16 protein-coding genes are annotated in these 17864 nt (G+C 29.7%); 15 read left to right on the forward strand and 1 reads right to left on the reverse strand.

Annotated elements, in window-relative coordinates; translation table 11 throughout:
- Genes JV173_RS00125 through JV173_RS00145 form a run of 5 tightly spaced genes read left to right on the forward strand, consistent with a single transcriptional unit; the run spans nucleotide 1 to nucleotide 4397 of the window.
- Complete coding sequence (locus JV173_RS00125; RefSeq protein WP_205734259.1) at nucleotides 1-381, forward strand: type II secretion system protein; 381 nt, start codon at nucleotides 1-3, stop codon at nucleotides 379-381.
- Nucleotides 378-752 (forward strand): hypothetical protein, encoded by a 375-nt coding sequence (locus JV173_RS00130; protein WP_205734260.1) that lies wholly within the window; start codon nucleotides 378-380, stop codon nucleotides 750-752. The genes JV173_RS00125 and JV173_RS00130 overlap by 4 nt, the downstream gene beginning before the upstream one ends.
- Nucleotides 725-1534, forward strand: coding sequence for a prepilin peptidase (locus JV173_RS00135; RefSeq protein ID WP_205734261.1), 810 nt, complete (start codon nucleotides 725-727; stop codon nucleotides 1532-1534). Before JV173_RS00130 ends, JV173_RS00135 begins: the two co-directional genes overlap by 28 nt.
- The gene (locus tag JV173_RS00140; protein ID WP_205734262.1) at nucleotides 1515-2720 is read left to right on the forward strand and encodes a type II secretion system F family protein; all 1206 of its coding nucleotides are present in this window, start codon (nucleotides 1515-1517) and stop codon (nucleotides 2718-2720) included. The genes JV173_RS00135 and JV173_RS00140 overlap by 20 nt, the downstream gene beginning before the upstream one ends.
- Before the next feature lie 12 nt (nucleotides 2721-2732).
- Nucleotides 2733-4397 (forward strand): GspE/PulE family protein, encoded by a 1665-nt coding sequence (locus JV173_RS00145; protein ID WP_205734263.1) that lies wholly within the window; start codon nucleotides 2733-2735, stop codon nucleotides 4395-4397.
- Nucleotides 4398-4493: 96 nt separating this feature from the next.
- On the opposite strand, the gene JV173_RS00150 is transcribed toward JV173_RS00145, so the two are convergent.
- Nucleotides 4494-5393 (reverse strand): LysR substrate-binding domain-containing protein, encoded by a 900-nt coding sequence (locus JV173_RS00150; RefSeq protein WP_205734264.1) that lies wholly within the window; start codon nucleotides 5391-5393, stop codon nucleotides 4494-4496.
- Nucleotides 5394-5578: 185 nt separating this feature from the next.
- Here JV173_RS00150 and JV173_RS00155 point away from each other — a divergent pair, with 185 nt between their 5' ends.
- The 10 genes from JV173_RS00155 to JV173_RS00200 all read left to right on the forward strand — a co-directional run bounded on the left by JV173_RS00155 (nucleotide 5579) and on the right by JV173_RS00200 (nucleotide 17803).
- A complete protein-coding gene (locus JV173_RS00155; RefSeq protein WP_205734265.1) occupies nucleotides 5579-6121 on the forward strand; it encodes a hypothetical protein in 543 nt (180 codons plus the stop codon).
- Nucleotides 6122-6137: 16 nt separating this feature from the next.
- Nucleotides 6138-7541 carry a cation:proton antiporter gene (locus tag JV173_RS00160; RefSeq protein WP_205734266.1) on the forward strand — a complete coding sequence of 468 codons (1404 nt, stop codon included), beginning with the start codon at nucleotides 6138-6140 and terminating at the stop codon, nucleotides 7539-7541.
- 358 nt (nucleotides 7542-7899) lie between these two features.
- The gene (locus tag JV173_RS00165; RefSeq protein ID WP_205734267.1) at nucleotides 7900-8349 is read left to right on the forward strand and encodes a hypothetical protein; all 450 of its coding nucleotides are present in this window, start codon (nucleotides 7900-7902) and stop codon (nucleotides 8347-8349) included.
- The gene (locus JV173_RS00170) at nucleotides 8339-9301 is read left to right on the forward strand and encodes a TnsA endonuclease N-terminal domain-containing protein (RefSeq protein WP_205734268.1); all 963 of its coding nucleotides are present in this window, start codon (nucleotides 8339-8341) and stop codon (nucleotides 9299-9301) included. Before JV173_RS00165 ends, JV173_RS00170 begins: the two co-directional genes overlap by 11 nt.
- Nucleotides 9302-9312: 11 nt before the next feature.
- Nucleotides 9313-10104, forward strand: coding sequence for a leucine-rich repeat domain-containing protein (locus JV173_RS00175; protein ID WP_205734269.1), 792 nt, complete (start codon nucleotides 9313-9315; stop codon nucleotides 10102-10104).
- Between the two features lie 66 nt (nucleotides 10105-10170).
- Entirely contained in the window at nucleotides 10171-10455 is a 285-nt protein-coding gene (locus JV173_RS00180) for a hypothetical protein (RefSeq protein WP_205734270.1), read from the forward strand.
- 141 nt (nucleotides 10456-10596) lie between these two features.
- Nucleotides 10597-12078 (forward strand): ATP-binding protein, encoded by a 1482-nt coding sequence (locus tag JV173_RS00185; RefSeq protein ID WP_205734271.1) that lies wholly within the window; start codon nucleotides 10597-10599, stop codon nucleotides 12076-12078.
- On the forward strand, nucleotides 12071-14785 hold the full coding sequence (locus JV173_RS00190; RefSeq protein ID WP_205734272.1) for a Z1 domain-containing protein: 2715 nt from the start codon (nucleotides 12071-12073) through the stop codon (nucleotides 14783-14785). Before JV173_RS00185 ends, JV173_RS00190 begins: the two co-directional genes overlap by 8 nt.
- On the forward strand, nucleotides 14778-15692 hold the full coding sequence (locus JV173_RS00195) for a PD-(D/E)XK motif protein (protein ID WP_205734273.1): 915 nt from the start codon (nucleotides 14778-14780) through the stop codon (nucleotides 15690-15692). Before JV173_RS00190 ends, JV173_RS00195 begins: the two co-directional genes overlap by 8 nt.
- The gene (locus tag JV173_RS00200; protein ID WP_205734274.1) at nucleotides 15689-17803 is read left to right on the forward strand and encodes an AIPR family protein; all 2115 of its coding nucleotides are present in this window, start codon (nucleotides 15689-15691) and stop codon (nucleotides 17801-17803) included. The genes JV173_RS00195 and JV173_RS00200 overlap by 4 nt, the downstream gene beginning before the upstream one ends.
- The last annotated feature ends 61 nt before the right edge of the window (nucleotides 17804-17864 follow it).

A 17864-nucleotide genomic window follows, 5' to 3' on the forward strand; every position in this document is an offset into this window, starting at 1 on the left:
ATGACTAAAAGAGGTTTTACTATACTCGAAGTTGTGGTTTCAGTAGCTATTATCTCAACAATCTTTTTGAGTATTTTAATTCTGCTGTCTTTAGTCAGCAATTATCAGTTAAAAAAAGAAGATGCTTGGAAAACTCATCGTCTAATTGAAAATATACATGCGTTATATTTAGCTGATCCAACTTATTTTGATATTGGTGAAAACACAATTTACTTTAACGAAAATTTTATTCTAGTTGTAGATGAAAAAGATGCATATTTTACAGTAACTTATACATTAGAGTTTTTAAATGACATTTATGAATTGGAAATTCATGATCTTCATACGAAAGTATATACATATAAATCAATAATTAACCTTGGAAAGTGGGTGGTATCATGAAAACCCCATCTAACAAAGGTATGATTCTTGGTATCACAGCTGTTACGATGCTTGTTGTTTCTTTATTAGTTATTGTTGTGTTTTCAATTATTATGTCTAAATATGCTTTCTATGAAACCAGAAATCAAGAAATTGAAAATAAGCTTAAACTTCAAACCTATGCTCAAGAAGTATACGTTGAACTTTACCAGGATATCTTAATTCCAGATGTACAAGTTACTTATTATGTAGAAGCACTTGATCAAAATATCAATATTGAAATCAATGATGGTTATTTATATGAAATCGTATTTGAAGGATTTAAAATTGAAGTCAAAGTTTCGACTACAGGTGTAGTCGAAGAATGGATTATGACACCATGGGAGTTTTAATATTTATCCTTGGCATCTTAATTGGCAGTTTCCTAAATGCATTTATCTACCGTATACCTAGAGGTATTAAAATTTCAACAGGTAGATCTCAATGTACACATTGCCATAAAGAACTTAAATGGTATGAACTCGTACCAGTTTTTAGTTATATATTTTTAAGAGGTAAATGTTCTGGTTGTGGTGAAAAGATTTCAATTCTTTATCCGATAACAGAACTTTTGACTGGAGTGTTATATTTATTTACTCATTTAATATTTGGATTCCAAATAGAATTCTTTATTTATGTTTTAACAATTACTGTAATGATTCCAATTATAAGAATTGATTATGAACATAAATATATTCCAGATAGATTAAATCTTTCCATTTTAGTATTAGGTCTAATATATACAATTCATCAAGCATTTACAGATTTAAACATTCTATGGATAAATGGACTAGGGTTTTTAATTGGTGCTTTAATCATATTTATAGTGAGATGGATTGGACAACAGATTTATAAAAGAGAAGCGATGGGTTTTGGTGATTTAAAACTCTTAGCTGCACTTGGAATGCTCATTGGTTGGCAAGGTGTTATCTTTACATTCTTAATTGGATGCATTATTGCATCAATTATAGAAGTAACTTTAATTGCAGTTAAAGTAAAACAAAGAGATAGTGAAATTGCATTTGGTCCATATTTAGTATATGCTGCAATCATTTATATGTTCTTTGGTGAAACACTTATTAATTTCTATATGGATTTATTAGGAGGTGTGCTCTATGCCGTATTACACTTATAAAGCACAGGATCTCTCAGGTAAGCAATTTAAAGGTGAAACGGATGCTTTCGATGAGAATGACTTAAAGGTTAAACTCAAGAAACAAAATCTACATTTAGTTGACTTTAAATTGAAAGTGAATAAAGGACCAAATATGTTCTTACAAGTGAGTTCAACTCCTTCTAAAAATGAAGTTGTTTTATTCATTCGTCAATTATCTATTATGGTTTCTGCAGGTATTTCTGTTGAAGATGCAGTTAAGACAATTAACAATCAAACAAAATCTGGTGCATTAAAAAACATTTTAATTAAAGTTGAAGAAGAACTATATAAAGGCTCACTGTTTAGTGAAGCACTTGCTAAGTTTCCAAAAGTTTTCCCAGCCTACTTTAGAAATATGATTTATATTGGTGAGGTTTCAGGTCAATTACCTAAAGTATTAATTAAAGCAGCTGACTTTTATGAAAGAGATGCTAAGTTAAAAAGAAAAGCATCCACTGCAATTGTCTATCCAGCTTTCTTATTTGTTGCCATAATTGCAGTATTTATATTCTTAATTACATTTATCGTTCCATCATTTGAAACAACACTTACGCAAATGAATGCGGAACTCCCTGCAATCACACGATTTGTTCTGGACTTATCTCATTTCTTAACAAGAAACTGGGTTTATTTATTAGGTGGATTTATTATCCTAATAGCATTGATCTTCATATGGTTTAAAACTAAATCTGGTAAATACGTCAAAGACTGGCTAAAGTTAAATATACCAGTTATAAAGAAGGTAAATTTCTATTTAATAACAACTCGTTTTTCTAAGGGTTTATCTGTGTTAGTTTCCAGTGGATTAAACGTCATGGATTCAATTGGTATTATTGGTAAATTAATGGATAATGTTGTCTTTGAAGCCAAATTCCAATATGTTATTGATGAAATTAAACGTGGTAAAAAGATTCACCGTTCAATTGAACATATATCATTTTTCCCACCAATGTTAATTGAAATGATTAACGTTGGTGAATCAACAGGTAACTTAGATGAAGTTCTAGATATTACATCTCTTTATTATGATGAAGTACTAGAAACAACAATCAGTAAGGCAACTCAACTGTTAGAACCAACGATGGTTGTATTTGCTGGTGGTTTAGTTGGATTTGTTATTCTATCGATCTTCTTACCAATGATTTCAATGATGAGTAGTATTTAAGGTGGTGACTATATGTATATAAATGAAGTATTTTATCAATTCTTAATCGAAAAGAATCCAAAAGCTGATCAAGTAAAACTTAAAAATTTACTAGCTGAAGCAAATGCTAAAGTTGCATACCTTTATCAATATCTCATAAACCAAAAGGTTTATAGAGAAGATGAAATGTATGAACTATTAAGTGTCTTTTATCAACTACCCTTAAGTGAGGTTGGCTCTTTATCTATTGAAGATGCAGTAATCTCTGCTGCACCACTTTATTTCTTAAAAGAATTAAATATTTTACCGTTTAAGAATAAAGACGGTAAATTATCAACTGCTCTTTCAGAACCGCATAATCTAGTAAAAACAAACCAATTAAAAGCTTATTACAATTTACCTCTAGAGATTGTACTAGTCACACCAACAAACTTAACAACACTCTTTGAGTACATTGAAAATAAACAACGTAAAAAAGAAGTGTTAGGTAGTGAAGTTTCAAAAGAAGTTAAGGATGATGAAATTGATGAAATCATTCTTGCAAACTCACCTGCGGTAAAACTTGCAGATTCTCTATTAAGAGAAGCTGTTGCATCTAATGTTTCAGATATCCATATTGAACCATTTGAAGAGTATGTCACTGTCAGATTTAGAATCGATGGTCACTTGGTTGAAAATACGAAACTACCTAAACCAATCTTTCAACAACTGCTTGCAAGATTTAAAATTATTGCAAACCTAAATATTGCAGAACGACGCATTCCACAAGATGGTAAACTTCAATTAACTATTAATGAGAAAGATTTTGATTTCCGTATTTCAACAATTCCAACCATTCATGGAGAAAAGATTGTTATCCGTGTTTATAACATGGAGATGAATAGTTTATCACTTGAATCCTTAGGCTTCTTTAAAGACCAATTTGAATCAGTTAAACGCATGATTGAAAAACCATACGGCATTGTTTTAGTTACAGGACCAACAGGTTCTGGTAAAACAACAACACTCTATTCATTCTTAAAAGAATTAAATAGAGAAGATGTCAACATTACAACAGTTGAAGATCCTGTTGAAAACCAATTAAAAGGCATTAACCAAATCCAAATTAATCCAAAGGCTAATTTAACGTTTTCTAGTGCCTTACGAGCGATATTACGTCAAGACCCTAACATTATCATGATCGGGGAGATTCGTGATGAAGAAACTGCACAAATGGCTATTCGTGCAGCAATCACAGGACACTTAGTCTTTTCAACACTACATACAAACGATGCAGTTGGTGCCATCACACGTTTAATGGATATGGGTGTTCCAAGATATTTACTAGCAGACGCAATCAGTGGAGCGATTGCTCAACGCCTTGCAAGAAAACTTTGTCCACATTGTAAAGAAAAGGTTAAGGTTACTGCAGGAGAAGCAGAACGTCTTGGCGTAAGTAAATATACTTATATTTATAAACCTATTGGATGTAGTGAATGTTTCAATACGGGTTATAGAGGTCGTAAAGCTGTCTTTGAAGTTATTAATTTTGATAACAAATTAAAGAAATTAATTGAAAACCAGGATGTTAATACAGAAGACATTAGAGAAAATGTTATTAACTCTAAAGTTACATTCTTAAAAGATAACTTTAAACAATTAGTTATTGATGGAGTAACAAGTATTGAAGAATATGATTCATTAGTAAATTATGATTAAAGATAAATCCCCACTTTAAATGGGGATTTTTTGTTTTTAATTGAGTAAACCTAATTTGGTAGAAAATAGTAAATTAAATCAAATTTGGTTTAATACTTATTGTGTAATCAATTGATTATAGATTGTAATCATTCTTTTTAATTCATTAATATAAGAGAAGTCTTTGTGGAAGTAGATATTGATTTGTCTTGTCATATCTATTCCATCGATATTGATCAGTTTAAATCTGTTTTTCTTTATTTCACGAATACATGATTTTCTTGCAAGAATAGAAGTGCCAAAATTATCTCTTACTAAGTCTTTAATAACTTCAACGTTATCAAGTTCCAGGATAACGTTGAAATCACTGATTTCCATAAATTTAGTTTTTAAATGAGATTCAAATAATAATCTTGTATCAGATGTCTTAGATCTTAAGATAAGTTTTTCTTTGGATAGTTTTTGAAGTGATACACTTTCTTCTTTAGATAATGGATTATCATTAGCAACAGCAACAGCTAATGAATCATTATCTAAAGTAATGAAATCAAAGTTCTTATCGTTAATATTACCGGTAATAATAATTAAATCGACCTCATAAGTTTTCATCTTTTGATACAGGTTTTTAACTGAGTCAGATATCAATCTGACATGGAATGCATTATTTTCGGCTGTATATTGTGCAATAGCTTTCGCAATAATATTGGATTCTAATGTGTGTGTCACACCAACGGTTAAAGTTTGTTGGAAATTGACATTCTTCTTCATCCCATCAAATGTTGATTGTAGATTTAACGTCAATTGATCAATTCTTTTAGCATAACGAAGTAGGAGTTCACCTTCTGGTGTTAACTCCAACTTCTTTTTTCTTTTATCAAAAATTGTAATTCTAAAGTCTTGTTCGAGCGATTTAATTTGTTGGCTAACGGCAGGTTGGGTTAAAGCTAAAATATCTGAGGCTTTTGTAAAACTACCCTCTTCACATACAGCAATTAAAGTTTTTAATTTAATATCCATAGGAGTTCCTTTCTACTATAAGAAAAACTTATATATAGCAAATAAAACATTATTTTACTTTATTATACAACGGGTTTATAATGTTGTCATGATAAAGGTAAAAAATATTTTAGAAGGCACCTAGATTAAGGTTTTAACCCCACATTTTAATGAAATTACCTTATCTAAAGTGGGAGGTAACCATTATGAGAAAGATCATAATAGAAAGTCAACATGAATTTAATTTAACTGCATATCCAGAATTCCTTTTTTTATTAAAGAATAGTGCAAAACAAATAGAAAATGGGAAAAAAGATCATTTGTTTTATGAACTTTTTGAAATGACTTTAAATATTAACGGGGATGATTTAAGAATCGAGATTGATGAAAAGAAGAATGATTCAGAGTTATTAAAAACTTTATCTACATATATTTACTTACATGGCAGTATGGAAGTTACGTATAAAACTAAAAATCATCATGGATTCTTAAGTTTATTTGAAAAGAAAAATGAAGTTACAACAGAAGTTAAATTTATTGAACTTTATAAGTTTATGAAGAAGTTACCAGATAATTTACTTTATGAACACAGATTAAGAGAAATCATTTTGAAATATTTAAATGCAGTTGAAATTAATGATGAACAATTAGTTAATCTATTTGAAATCATGTATGCTGCAAGATTCTTTGATTTAAACAGAACAAACTTAGAAGACATGGAAGTCTTTAAACTTATATTAAATTGCTAAGAGAGGGTAAGCACTTATGAACATCTACGAATTACTAGGCGTTGAATCTTCAGTCGCCATTACAATTATATCTATCGGTCTTATGTTATTCTTAGGTTTCTTAATGACTAGAGTCACTAAGAAACTTAGACTTCCAAATGTCACTGCATATATCGTCACTGGGATTTTAATTGGACCTTATGTCTTAAACCTGATTCCAAGAGAAGTTGTTACTGGAATGGACTTCCTTGCAGATATTGCGCTTGCATTCATTGCATTCTCAACGGGTGAATTCTTCAAATTCGCAGTCTTGAAAAAGAATGGAATGAAAGTTGTGATTATTACTTTATTTGAGTCATTACTCGCAAGTATCTTAATCTTTGTTGTAACATTCTTTTTCTTAAAAATGAATTTAGCATTCTCAATCGTACTTGCAGCACTTGCAGCTGCAACAGCACCTGCATCAACAGTTATGACAATTCGTCAAACTGGTGCTAAAGGAGACTTCGTTGATACTTTAATTCAAGTTGTTGCACTGGATGATGTTGTTGGACTTGTTGCGTATTCAATTGCAATCTCAATCGCAGTAGCAAGCCAAAGTGGAGGGGCTATCTCAATTGTTGAAATTGGGTTACCAATCCTACAAAATCTTGCAATGGTCGTTGTTGGTGGATTATTTGGATATATCCTCAAATTCTTATTAACATCAAAAAGAAGTAAAGATAATAAATTAATTATTACACTTGCATTTATCTTCCTATTCTGTGGTATTGCAGCAATCTTTGATATTTCACCACTTTTAGGTTGTATGGCAATGGGTACTGTATATATTAATGTTACAGATGATGATAAACTCTTTAAAACAATGAATTACTTTGCACCACCAATTCTCTTACTATTCTTTGTAAGATCTGGTGTAAACTTTAATTTAAGTGCTTTAGTAAATACATCAACATTTGCAGGTACTGTTCCATTAATTGTTATTGGTATTGTATACTTTATTGTTAGAATTATAGGTAAATACTTTGGAGCTTATACTGGAGCTGCAATTGCTGGTAAGTCTAAAGAAGTTAAAAACTATTTAGGCTTAGGATTAATTCCACAAGCAGGGGTAGCAATTGGGCTTGCTGCACTTGGTGCACGTGTCCTTGGAGGAGAACAAGGTCAAGCACTTGAAACAATCATTCTTGCATCTTCAGTTCTTTATGAACTCATTGGACCAGCTTGTGCTAAGTTATCACTTTATCTATCTCGTTCATATCATAGAGAAGAAAGACTTAAAGAACAAGTTGCATCAGCACCACTAACTAATCCACTTGGTGAAACTAAACAAAATGAATTAGCATTCACTGAAGCTGCAATTGAGCACCAAGAAGTAGCACCAGTTAAACTTGATAATGATTCAAAAATACCACTTGAAGAAGTAGAAGTAAAATCTTAAAAGAGGGAAGCAATTGCTTCCTTTTTTTGTGGTATAAATGAATTTTTACGCACGCGCGCGTATTACACGGAAAACGACCGTTTTTGTCTAAAAACACGACATTTTAAAACATGGTTTGATATAATTTAGACATAATATAAACGGAGGGGATAACGTGTATATAGATTGTTTCAAAGAAGCGTATGAAAGAGAGTATTTGTTTAGAACCTTCAAAGATGATCCGTATGATGAAGATGATTATGAATTCGGAAATATTCTGAGATACATAAACAAGACTTATAAAATCTCCACAATACAACTTGCAAATCGACTGAACATCTCGAGACAAACTCTACATAATTACTATAATAGATCGACAATGGAACTTCCAAAAATCATCAAAGATAAAATTATTGTTCTATATGGTTGTGACTCATTTGATGATTATCTGAAAATAGAGTTTGTAAATAGTATTAAACAATTGATCATAGATGATTTGGATGATAAAGTTCAATCAGAGGATCAGTTTAAAAAAATTAAAGATGAATTGAAATATTATTTTCAAATAACAAAAAGCACTTATGGATATCGAATTAGTTTAAAAAACCAATTTGATTCGAGTAGAAGATGGAAAAGAGTAAAACTTAATTTAGATAATAAGCAAATCTTTGATCTTGAAAAACACATAATAGCAAATGAATTCTTAATAAACAATTCAAATGAGTATCTTTTAAAACTATTTAATCAACTAGATAAATTGGAACCTAATAGTCAACGTCTCTTAAATTACATTTCACGACTCAATAAAGAGGTGAATAATGGTGATTGATGATTCAAGATTAGAAGTTAATCTTTTGAAATTATTAGATGATTTTGAACGTTTAGGTGAGAAGGCATATTTTAAGTCAATTAGAACTGTACTTAGAGGTGGACGAGGTGAGAGGGCAGACCTTTTCTTGCAATCTAGAGCATTTAACCAAGCACCATCAATCACAGCTTATGAACTAGAAGATTTACTGAATAGACTATTTTATCAAAAAAAGATAATTATACTTAAAAATGAATCAAATGGTAGGCTTTATTATAGACGAACGCATCCTGACCATATTGATGGATTAATTTGTTTTGATCAATTACTAGGTATCAACACTAAACCATATGATCAAATTGATGAAACTCTCTTCAAAGGACTTCCAATGAGAGGTTTAGAATCATCAACTGTGACATCCAACAAGCAGTTCATCGATTGCAATACACTTTTAGGCGTTGAGACGATTTTTACAGAGTCTGAACTTGAAAAAGAATTCATTCAAGAAATTTCTAAGATTCAATATGCAATTCGTATTAAAGAGCAGCCTAGAACAATAGCATATACTTCAAACGGTAGAATTTACACACCAGATTTCTTAATTCAAACTTATCAAAATAGGTTAGTGTATGTTGAGGTTAAAGCATACAATGAAATGACCGTATACAAAAACTTATTAAAACTTGAAGAATTAAAAGAACAAACTATACTTGAAGATGCCGGAGTCGTCATGATTTCAAAATACAAGAATGAATGGATCAATTTAGAAGATATTAGATCCTTAACTATGAATCAAGAATTAGAAACTGAAGTATTAAAAAATCTTAATAAAAAAAACAAGTTCACTAAACAAGATTTAGATGCATTAAAGGGGAAGATTGATTTCGAAGAGTTAGACATTCATAAAATAATTCTGCATCATAATCTTAAGCGCAATTTCGCATTCTACAAATTCGAGATAACAAAAATTTAGGGAGGGATACCATGGGGAAAGTATTCAATCTTAACATACCAAAAGACATGTATCATATTACTGACGAGTACATGTCAAAACAAAGAAACCTTAAGAGTGTAAATATCCATTCTAAGGTTAAAAAACTTGATCACGGTGCATTTTTTAATCAAACAAAACTTAAGAAGGTATATATTGAAGCAGGAAGTAACATTACTGTCATACCAGTTGGTTGTTTTGAAGGATGTACAGAATTAGAGAAAATAAAACTTCCTAACCAACTGATTACTATACAAAAGCATGCATTTAAGAATTGTACATCAATTAAAGAACTGAGAATTCCAGATGAGGTCGTTTCGATTGATCCGAATGCATTTGATGGTTGGAAAGAAGATCAAGTCATTATCTCACCAATACAAATAAAACAACCAATAACTTGTAAAGCTCAAATCTACTATGACGAAGAAGAGTTCTTAGAACATAAGAAAGTCGTAAGAGATAAACATGGAATAAATTACTATTTAGTGACAGTAAAGTGCGGTCATGTTGGTAGAGATAAATATATGCCAATTACCTTTCCAGTGATGGCACATGATAGAAAACAAGCATCCGATATTGCTAGAGTATTTCCAAGAGTTAAAAAAGATCACCCAGATGTTGTCATCAGTGCAGAATTAGTTACTGAAGAACAATACTATAAACAAGTTGAAGAAAATAATAAAGATCCATACCTACACATTAAAAGGAAGATGGACCAAAAGAAAATCATGGATTTAATTGAACATCGATTAGTGCTGGAAACAAATTATAAAAGAAGAAATTAAAAGGGGGATACGACTATTTTTAATTTTAAAGTTGAGACTCTTGTTGTTAGAGTAGATGATACGTGGATGATATTAGTGCAAAAAATGGATTCGGATATTTGGTACGGATTGTATCTTTTCAACGATAAAATTTATGCTTGTGAGTTGGATACAATTAAGGAGAATAGCGAAATCATGTTGAATGGCATTACATTTTTATTAGCAATTTCTGCTTTCAAGGATAGATGGAAATTCCTTAACATTTTAAAAGTTATATTCGAAGAAATCTACGATGAAGAAGCGGTTGATAGACTTCTCCTTATCAATGATACAATACCTAATCATGATGATGAAAATCAAAAAATTAACTAAGTAAAGAGCAGCAATGCTCTTTTTCATTAGAAAACATAAATTTCATATACAATTTATAAATAAAAATTTAAAAGTTTTCATTTATATAATATAAATGATACAATAATACGTAGAAAACGCTTTTATTTTAGGGGAATTATAATGGCAAAATATATCGAGAATTTACCTAATGCAGCTACTCTTATAAGTTCAATGCGACATATAGGGTATGATTTTGAAACTGCTATAGCAGATATCATAGATAATTCAATTTCGGCAAATGCCAAAAAAGTAGATTTGTTTTATCCTGTCAATAAGAATGAAAAATTATATCTTACCATTATTGATGATGGTAATGGAATGAATAAGGCAGAACTTATTGAAGCAATGAGATTTGGTAGTATTAAGGAACAAGAACGAAAACCTGATGATTTAGGTCGTTTTGGTTTGGGATTAAAAACAGCTTCATTATCTCAATGTAAAAAAATGACAGTAGTCTCCAAATCTAATGACGGTATTAACGGATATACATGGGACTTAGATGTTATTATCAAAAGTAAAAAATGGGATTTACAAGAATTAGAAATCGATGAAATTTTAAGGCTTCCAAATTTGTCAAAGTATTTAGATTTAGTCTCATTTACATATGTCTACTGGGATAATTTTGACACACTTGAAAAAGATATTACTATTTTTGAGCAAGATATACATGATGTATTTACCAAAAAGATTGCATCTTTAGATAAGCATTTGTCACTTGTTTTTCACAGATATTTAGAGGAGAATCTTGAAATAAGTATTAACAAGCGATCGATTACGCCTGTTGATCCATTCTTAAAATCACACCCTAAAACAATAATGAAGGATGAAGTTTTAATTCAAACTGCAACATCTTCTGGAGAGAAAGAAATTGTTAAGATGCAAGCATTCGTCTTACCGTATCATAAGTATCTTATGGAGAAAGATTATGAAAAACTTGGTGGTAAAGACGAAATTGATAGTCAAGGATTTTATATTTATAGAAACAGAAGATTAATGATACATGGAACTTGGTTTAGAATCAAGCCTAAAGCAGAGTTATCACGGAATGCTCGAATTAGAGTCGATATTCCTAATACCTTAGATGATATATGGTCGATTGATATTAAAAAACAACAAGCAGTTATTCCTGGTAAGCTATTAAATTCTCTAAAAAAAGAAATAAGTGAAGCAATTGAAAAATCAAAACGAATTTATGAATATAAAGGAACAGTTGAAACAAAAAAAGGGTCTGTTTGGAATAAACGTGCAAATTTAAGAGATGATCAAGCATTCTATGAAATAGATCGAAATTCCCCTATTTTAAAAAAATACATAGATAGAATGGATGAACGATTCATTCAAGAGTTAGATAAAATTTTTTCTATTATTGAATTATCAATTCCTTATAATGACATTTATAATTCTGTCGCAAATAAAAAAGAGATTAATCAAGCTAATGATAATGATCTGGATCTAATAATATCTCAAGCATATCAATGGGCATTAGAATTAAAGGGGACAACAAAAGATTCCATTCATCAAGTAATTGATGAAATTTGTTCATATGAACCATTCGCAAGTTCAAATATTAAAGGCAAGTTATTGGAGAAATTTAATGGATGATAAAACTTTAAACTCAATAGTTCAATTATTTAGATCATTTTATGATCTCGACTTTTTGAAAGGTAAATATACAAGTTATAATGATGAAGTTTTTTATGATTTGTTAAGCAAATATCAGCGTATTAACCCCTATGAATCATTAACGGAAAATGAAATTAAAGAGCTAAAAAAGAAAATAGATTCAGAATTTTTGATTTTTCTACCAGATGGATATGTTTTATTAAATGATTACGAGCATGAAAGGGACTGGTATACAAAAGAAAAATCTAATATCAAACATTTTTATTGGAATAGATATAGAAATTATTTATATAAACAAAAATGGAGTACAGCAGTTTTAGATAAATTAGAATTTAATTTGGATAAAATGGTTAATTTATTAGGAGATCCTTCATCGTCTGAACAGTTCAAACGACGTGGACTTGTTATGGGGGATGTACAATCAGGTAAAACATCAAATTATATTGGTTTAATTTCTAAAGCAGTTGATGCAGGATATAAAGTTATTATTTTGCTCTCTGGTGTAACCGAATCACTTCGTGAACAAACTCAAATTAGAGTAGAAGAAGGTTTTATTGGGTATGATGTTTATAATAAAAGCTGGGTTGGAGTCGGATTAGAACACGATGAAAATACTGAAATACCTCATTCTATAACCTCAAGAAAGAATGATTTTACAGGTACTCGTGGTGAAAATACTACCATGCGTATTAATCCAAAATCGAACACACCACATATATTTGTTACTAAAAAGAATGCAAATGTATTATCTAAAATTAAAGACTCACTTAGAAATATAAATATCCAACCACCAAATAAATATATTAATTCGTCATTGTTAATTATTGATGATGAGGCTGATAATGCATCAGTGAATACCAACGATCCAGGATATGATCCAACACGTATCAATAAAGAAATTAGAGAAATTTTGGATTTATTCACTAAAAGAAATTATGTAGGATTTACAGCTACACCTTTTGCTAACATTTTTATTGATCCGGATAGTGTTGATGAGATGTTAGGTGAGGACTTGTTTCCAAATGATTTTATTTACGTATTAGATCCACCATCTAATTATTTTGGATCTGAAAAATTATTTATCAAATCGAATCGAAATGTTCAATTAATAAAAGACAGTAGTGACTATTTTCCATTGAATCATAAAAAAGATTGGGACGGACATGAATTGTTTGGTTCATTGACTGAAGCAATTAATACCTTCTTACTAGCAAATGCAATTAGAGATTTAAGAGAGCAATCTTTTAAAAACTCACATAGATCAATGTTAATCAATGTTTCTAGATTTATTAAGGTTCAAAATAAAATTGAAGAAATCGTTTCAAAAAAGTTAGAGAAAATCATTTATGATGTAAGATACAGTTCAAAATTAGATTTTGATGATTACATTAAAAATGAAAATATAAGAATACTGTATGAGACATATAAAAAACATTATGTTGAAATTTATGACTGGGAAACAATTTACTCAGTTCTTTATGATTCTATTAAAAACATAAAAATATTTAGAGTTCCAAATGAAAAAAACAAAGAAGCATTAGATTATCAAAAATATAAAGAATCCGGTTTAAGATGTATTGTTATTGGAGGTTTGGCATTATCGCGTGGATTAACTCTTGAAGGATTAACAGTAAGTTATTTATATAGAAATACTGCTACTTTTGATGTGTTATTACAAATGGGTAGATGGTTTGGTTATAGGGATAAACCAAAAGACTATGAAGATATATGTAGAATTTGGATGCTACCATCAACCAACCAATATTTTAAAGAAATTACTGAATCTATTTTAGGTTTAAAAGACGATTTAAAGAAAATGATTAAGAGTGAACTATCTCCTAAAGAATTTGGTATTAGGGTAAGAAATGAGAGCGAAGAACTAGGAATTACTGATCGTAAGAAAATGAAAACCACTAAGAAGGTTATTCACACATATGATTTATTTGGAAGAGTATTAGAAACTCCATTCTTGAGTTCGAATGAAAAAACTATAAGAAATAACATGAGTACTACCAAAGAATTCGTGAGTAAAATAAAAAACTTTTCAGTTGAAACAAATGGTATTATTGCAAAAGATATCAACTCTGAAGAAGTAATTAGTTTTTTAAATGAATTTGAGGTTCATGAGGCTAATGTATACAATTATTTTGCTAAACATCAACTAATAGGTTTTATTCAGCAATACAAAATGAATAAATTTGATGTAGCTGTAATCATGGGTGAAGGTGAATCATTTAAATTAGAAGAATTGGAAATCAGACCAATAACTAGAAGTTTTGGGTTCTTAAATGATGATTGTATAAGTATTGGACGTCAAAGAAGAAGACTTGGTGGAAAAAGTGATACAAAAATAGGCTTAAATTCTATTCAAATTGCGTCATTGGGTGATTTAACAAGAGCGTATAACTCAACTTTCATGATTAAAGGAAGAAATCCATTGCTAATTATTTATCCTATACAACTTAGAAAAGTTAAAGAGGATGATAATTCATTTGATGAATATGAAAAAAAATATGTTGATGAATATGTTGATCAATTAAGCTTACAACATTTAATTCCAATTGGTCTCGGCCTTGGTTTTCCAGCAAATGATGAACTAACAGGATTAAAATCAATTGCATTTTATGTAAATACAAACACGAATTGGATAAATACTATGAGTATAGGAAGTGAAGAGGATGAATAGTTATGACTCTAAATCAAAATTTAATCAATTTAGTTTAAATGCTCATTATTTAAGAGTTGATGAATTTCATCCTCTTGAATTATTGATTGGTTTAAACGAAAACGGACAAAAAACCATCAGATTAAAAGGCAAATATAATAAAACTAAGCTTAAGAGTACGCGAACTATAGAAGTTAGTCATTTCATGTTAAACGATGATTTAATCTTAAGCTTTTCACTGGTAGATGATGATTATGAAGATTTGTTTTATATTTTTTGTAATGATTTAATTGATAGTAGCCGTCTAGTTTCACCAAATGATGGCTATACCTTTATTGTTAATAGATATGACAGGTGGAGAACTTTTGGTAGCTTTAATAGAAAATATTTATCCGAAAATGAAATTAAAGGATTATTAGGTGAATTAATTTTCTTAAAAGAAGTATTGGCAAGAAAATATGGAATTTCATCTGCTATTGAAGGATGGACAGGACCAGAACCATTAAAAAAAGATTTTTCCTTTGAAGATTTTTGGTATGAAGTAAAAGTGGCTAATCATGACACAGTTACGATATCCTCACTAGAGCAGTTAGATAGTGAAAATGAAGGTTACATGATTTTATATCATTTAGAAAAGATGAGTGCAGAAGCAAAGGGATTAACTCTAAACACCGTTGTAAATGAAATCTTTAAAATGATTACTTTAGATAATGATAGACTTAACTTCATAATGAAATTAGCTAGCGCTAATTTTTTTAGAGAATCATATTATGATCAATTTGTTTTTGTGAATAATAGAAAAGGATATTTTCGAATTAATCATAAATTTCCAAGACTAAATAGACAAGATTTACCAAATGCAATTGCGGATATAAAATATGAATTAATTATTAATATGTTAGAAAAGTTCAAGGTGGAAGAATTATGACATTAGAACAATTTATTACTGATTTTATGGAAGAAGTAAGAAATGACGCACATATTCAAAATGATTTACCAAAAAGTGTCTTTCTAGAAAAAATGTCAGATCAATTACAAAATATGGAGTACATATTTAATCCAACAATATTTGAATTTTTTAAACCTGGAACAAACAATAGAATAATGAAATTTGATATGTTTGCTTTTGATGAAACAGATAAATCATTAGTTTTATTGATAAATGATTTTCAAGATGTCGACTCACCTGAAACATTGACAAATTCAGATATAATTCAAATGTCATCAAGGATGTTAAATTTTTTAGAAGAAGTATATAAGGGTTCAATTTATAAATTTATAGACCCATCGCAACCTGAATATTTATTAGCAAGAGATCTACAAGACAAACTTACTAAAGATTTTATTGATTCTAACAAAGATGAACGCATTGAGAAAATTAAACTTTTTATTATAACCAATAAGAAACTAAGTAAAATGGTGAAAACTACTAAACTTGATGATTTTGTTGGTAAAAGAGTAGAACTTAATGTTTGGGATATCGAAAGAATCTATGCTGTCATAAATTCCGGTCGTGATAAAGAACCTATCGAGATAGATTTTGAAAACTTAAATGGAGATGGGCTAGCATATTTAAAGGCAGAATTTAATAAAAGTGAGGATTATGAAGCATATTTGTCAATCATACCAGGCAAAGTTTTAAGTGATATATATTGGGAACATGGATCAAAACTTCTAGAAGGCAATGTCCGAGCTTTTTTAAGTTATAAAGGAAAAGTAAATAAGGGTATTAGAAAAACTATTAAAGAAGAACCAAGCAAATTTTTTACATATAACAATGGTATCGCTTGTACTGCCAAAGAAATTGAGTTTTCTAGTGATAAAAGATTTATTAAAAAAATTATAGATCTTCAAATTATTAATGGTGGTCAAACAACTGCATCGTTAACTTCTTCGTGGAAGGTGGATAAAGCTACTTTAGAAGATATTTATGTACCAATGAAAATTACAGTCATTAAATCTAATAATTATGATGACATGATTCAAAATATTTCTAGATTTGCAAATAGTCAAAATAAAGTTACTGAAGCAGACTTATTCTCAAATCATCCATTCCATCGTACAATTGAAAAACTATCAAGAGAAGTACTTGCACCTCCTATGCCGGGTGAATTTCATGGGACATATTGGTACTATGAACGATCTCGAGGTAAGTATCAGCAACTTAAATTTAAACTAGACTCTACATCAAAAGTTAAGCAGTTTGAAAAGAAATATCCAAAAAATCAAGTATTAAGTAAAGAAGATTTAGCTAAGTACTTGATGGCCGGTATTTATTTACGTCCAGATTGGGTAAGTAAAGGTAAAGCTCATAATATGACCGAATTTGCAAAACGTATTGATACGCAGTGGGTAAAGGATAGAACTATATTCAATGAAAAATATTTCAAAGATGCAGTTGCATTTGCACTTTTATATAAATATGTTGATTATTTAGTAGCACACTCTGAATGGTATCAAAAAGGTGGGGTAAAACTAAATATCGTCCCATATACAATTTCAAAACTTATGTATTTAATTCCGAAAGGATATACAATTGATTTCAATCGTATATGGAGAGAACAGAGAATATATGATTCTTTTAAATTTGATGTAGATAAAATCGCACAATCTGCGGATAGATTTATCAATAATTCTCAAGGAGTTATTCCGACTGAAAAAGCCAAAAAAGAACAATCTTGGGAAGAATTTAAAAAAATACCATATGAATTATCTAAACCGTTCTTAAATGATTTGATTAGTATTGATTTACAGCAAAGTGAGATTGACATAGCTAAAAAATCAGTTAAATTAGATGAAAAAATTTCTCTTGAAGTAGAAATCTATAATTTAGCAAGAACCGAAAATGGAAAATACTGGGAAAGATTAGCCCAAGAAGGTTTAATTAGAGGAATTATTACATCTAATGAAGCAGATATTTTGAGGAATACGATTAGTGAATTAGGAAAAGATTCTCCAAAGAGAATTCCATCTGAATCTCAATACAAAATTGCTTGGAATGTTCGAAAAAAACTTGAAGATTCTGGTGTATTAGTTTAAATATAATTTAAACTTTGCAATTTGAATTGAATTCTGGTATGATTTAAATAAGCAATCGGAT

The sequence above is a fragment of the Acholeplasma equirhinis genome (assembly GCF_017052655.1).
GTDB classification, from domain to species: Bacteria; Bacillota_I; Bacilli_A; order Acholeplasmatales; family Acholeplasmataceae; genus Acholeplasma; species Acholeplasma equirhinis.

What these genes read in the sequence shown, in the direction of transcription:
- JV173_RS00190 (WP_205734272.1), top strand. Translation starts at nt 12,071, where the DNA reads ATGGATGATAAAACTTTAAACTCAATAGTTCAATTATTTAGATCATTT.
- JV173_RS00125 (WP_205734259.1), top strand. Translation starts at nt 1, where the DNA reads ATGACTAAAAGAGGTTTTACTATACTCGAAGTTGTGGTTTCAGTAGCT.
- JV173_RS00145 (WP_205734263.1), top strand. Translation starts at nt 2,733, where the DNA reads ATGTATATAAATGAAGTATTTTATCAATTCTTAATCGAAAAGAATCCA.
- JV173_RS00200 (WP_205734274.1), top strand. Translation starts at nt 15,689, where the DNA reads ATGACATTAGAACAATTTATTACTGATTTTATGGAAGAAGTAAGAAAT.
- JV173_RS00130 (WP_205734260.1), top strand. Translation starts at nt 378, where the DNA reads ATGAAAACCCCATCTAACAAAGGTATGATTCTTGGTATCACAGCTGTT.
- JV173_RS00135 (WP_205734261.1), top strand. Translation starts at nt 725, where the DNA reads ATGGATTATGACACCATGGGAGTTTTAATATTTATCCTTGGCATCTTA.
- JV173_RS00155 (WP_205734265.1), top strand. Translation starts at nt 5,579, where the DNA reads ATGAGAAAGATCATAATAGAAAGTCAACATGAATTTAATTTAACTGCA.
- JV173_RS00160 (WP_205734266.1), top strand. Translation starts at nt 6,138, where the DNA reads ATGAACATCTACGAATTACTAGGCGTTGAATCTTCAGTCGCCATTACA.
- JV173_RS00175 (WP_205734269.1), top strand. Translation starts at nt 9,313, where the DNA reads ATGGGGAAAGTATTCAATCTTAACATACCAAAAGACATGTATCATATT.
- JV173_RS00150 (WP_205734264.1), bottom strand. Translation starts at nt 5,393, where the DNA reads ATGGATATTAAATTAAAAACTTTAATTGCTGTATGTGAAGAGGGTAGT.
- JV173_RS00185 (WP_205734271.1), top strand. Translation starts at nt 10,597, where the DNA reads ATGGCAAAATATATCGAGAATTTACCTAATGCAGCTACTCTTATAAGT.
- JV173_RS00165 (WP_205734267.1), top strand. Translation starts at nt 7,900, where the DNA reads ATGGAACTTCCAAAAATCATCAAAGATAAAATTATTGTTCTATATGGT.
- JV173_RS00140 (WP_205734262.1), top strand. Translation starts at nt 1,515, where the DNA reads ATGCCGTATTACACTTATAAAGCACAGGATCTCTCAGGTAAGCAATTT.
- JV173_RS00180 (WP_205734270.1), top strand. Translation starts at nt 10,171, where the DNA reads ATGATATTAGTGCAAAAAATGGATTCGGATATTTGGTACGGATTGTAT.
- JV173_RS00195 (WP_205734273.1), top strand. Translation starts at nt 14,778, where the DNA reads ATGAATAGTTATGACTCTAAATCAAAATTTAATCAATTTAGTTTAAAT.
- JV173_RS00170 (WP_205734268.1), top strand. Translation starts at nt 8,339, where the DNA reads ATGGTGATTGATGATTCAAGATTAGAAGTTAATCTTTTGAAATTATTA.